Annotated in this window: 2 protein-coding genes; both read left to right on the plus strand. The window is 42.8% G+C overall.

The window, feature by feature from the left end:
- Positions 1-1,891, plus strand: a 1,891-nt coding sequence (locus tag RQ763_RS11265; RefSeq protein WP_314153073.1) for a bifunctional aldolase/short-chain dehydrogenase, incomplete at its 5' end; no start/stop codon positions are given.
- A gap of 87 nt (positions 1,892-1,978) precedes the next feature.
- Complete coding sequence (locus tag RQ763_RS11270; protein WP_314153074.1) at positions 1,979-2,509, plus strand: YaeQ family protein; 531 nt, start codon at positions 1,979-1,981, stop codon at positions 2,507-2,509.
- The last annotated feature ends 148 nt before the right edge of the window (positions 2,510-2,657 follow it).

A 2,657-nucleotide genomic window follows, 5' to 3' on the forward strand; every position in this document is an offset into this window, starting at 1 on the left:
AAGACTGCTTGGGCTTGATGCCTCTTTGGTTCTTCATGGCGGCGGAAACACATCTGTAAAATCAACTGCTACAAACCTTTTTGGAGAGATTGAAGAGATTCTTTATGTCAAAGGGAGCGGCTGGGATTTGGCAACCATTGAAGCTGAGGGTTTTGCTCCTGTTAAGATGGAGATGCTTCTTAAAATGGCGGAGTTAAAAGAGCTTAGCGACACCGATATGGTAAAGTATCAGCGCCTTGCCATGACAAATCCATCTGCTCCAAACCCCTCAGTTGAAGCGATACTGCATGCGATTATCCCTTTTAAATTTGTCGACCACACGCATACCGACGCTGTTGTAACCATTACAAATACGCAGGGCGGCGAAGAGAAGATAAAAGAGCTTTACGGTGAGAGAGTGTTGGTTATTCCATATATTATGCCCGGATTTGTTCTTGCAAAACTCATTTACGATATGACGAGGGATGTTGATTGGAGTGAGTTGGAGGGGATGGTTTTAATGAACCACGGTCTTTTTACATTCAATGATGATGCAAAAAAATCTTACGAGAAGACTATAGAGCTTGTAGATAAGGCTGAGAAGTATCTTGAAGCTAAGGGTGCAAACCTGCATGTAGAAAAATCTGATGTCTCTTGTGAGCTTCTTACTTTGGCAAAGATCCGCAAAGAGGTCTCAAATCTTAAAGGCAGAGCGACTATCTCTATCTTGAACGACAGTGATCTGGCGGTACACTTTTCAAAGCAAAATGTTGAAAAAATCGCTACCGAGGGACCTCTGACTCCTGATCATGTTATAAGAACAAAGAGGGTTCCTGCCATTTTAGGAGATGACTTTAGAGCAGATCTGGCAGATTTTGTAAAAGAGTACAAAGAGTATTTTCAAGCTTACAAAACAGACGAGACACTTCTAAACCCCGCTCCGAATTTTGCAATATTAAAAGGAGCTGGAACCCTCTCTTTCGGTGCAAGTGCCAAAGAGGCAAACATCATAAAAGATATAAACGACCACACCTTTGAGGCAATTATAAAAGCCGAAAAACTAGGCGGTTACAAAGCTCTGAGCGCACAACATATCTTTGAAGTTGAGTACTGGTCGCTTGAACAGGCAAAGCTAAAAGGGGGCGGAAGTGCGCCTGAGTTTAGCGGAAAAGTTGCCCTTATAACTGGTGCGGCAAGCGGAATAGGACTGGCAATCGCCAAGATGTTAAACAAAAGAGGAGCGGCGGTAGTTGCTCTTGATATTAACCCAGAAGTTGAGAAAATCTTTGCAAAGAGCGATGCAATCGGTGTGAAATGTGATTTGACATGTAGCGAAGACATCCAAAAAGCGATAGAGAGGGTGGTTAAGAGTTTTGGCGGTATCGACATAGTTGTCAGCAATGCGGGAATCTTCACACCCAGCGAAAATCTTGACATGTTGAGCGATGAGAACTGGCAAAGAAGTATGGATATAAATCTTACCGCGCACCAAAAACTGCTCAAATATACGGCTCCGTTTCTAAAGTTAGGCGTTGATGCAACGGTTATTATGGTTGCTTCTAAAAACTTTCCAGCACCCGGCAAAGGTGCGGCGGCTTATTCCGTGGCAAAAGCGGGGCAGACACAGCTTGCACGTATTGCCGCACTTGAGCTTGGAGAGTTTGGAGTGCGAGTAAACACGCTTCATCCGCATGCTGTGTTTGATACGGCAATCTGGAGTGATGAAGTTTTGGCTAACCGTGCAAAAGCCTACAATATGAGCGTGGAGGAGTACAAAACGAACAATGTGCTCAAAACAGAGATAAAATCAGACGATGTTGCAGAACTGGTTTGTGCCATGGCGGGAAAAGCATTTGCAAAAACGACAGGTGCTCAAATAGCAATTGACGGCGGAAGCGATAGAATAATCTAGTTTATTTAGGGAACATAGACCTCTTAGATGTTTGTTCCCTATTGTTGTATACTCTCGCTTATAAAAAGAATCAATAAAAGGAAAATCATGGCTGCTAACGCGACTATTTACAAAGCTTCGCTAAACATTGCAGATATGGATCGCAACTACTACGCGGAGCATAATTTTACTCTTGCCAAACATCCTTCCGAGACAGAGTTGCGCCTAATGATAAAGCTGGTTGCGTTTATGTTAAACGCAGATGAAGAGCTGCTCTTTACCAAAGGAATTTCACAAGATGATGAGCCGGATTTATGGCAAAAAGCTCTAAATGGCGATATAAAACTCTGGATAGATTTGGGTCAGCCAGATGAAAAGCGGATTAGAAAAGCGTGCGGTCGCTCTGAGAAAGTTATTATCTACATGTATCAAGAGGGAAGCGCTTTGGCTTGGTGGAAACAGATGCAAGGCACTCTTGGGCGTTTTAAAAATCTCTCTGTGGTTTATCTGAATATTGATGGAGATATAGAGCTTTTGGCTAAGAGAGCAATGGTTTTGCAATGCAATATCAGCGACTTTGAACTCACCATCATCGACAATGATAACAGCGTGGTAGTAAGAGAAGATAGATGGAAATAAAAGCGGAGATGATTTAATGGCACTGTTTGGAGCGCTTGAAGTTGTAAAAAATCAGGCGGAGAGAGAGAAATTTGCAACGGCATTTCTCTATCTTGAGAGATTGCTCGATAAAAATAGTGTTGAGCATAAGCGACTTATTGAATGTCCG

It is taken from the genome of Sulfurimonas sp. (assembly GCF_032250635.1).
Taxonomy (GTDB): domain Bacteria; phylum Campylobacterota; class Campylobacteria; order Campylobacterales; family Sulfurimonadaceae; genus Sulfurimonas.

Bases quoted from the DNA above. Each gene is read 5' to 3' on its own strand.
- RQ763_RS11270 (WP_314153074.1), top strand. From the start codon at position 1,979: ATGGCTGCTAACGCGACTATTTACAAAGCTTCGCTAAACATTGCAGAT.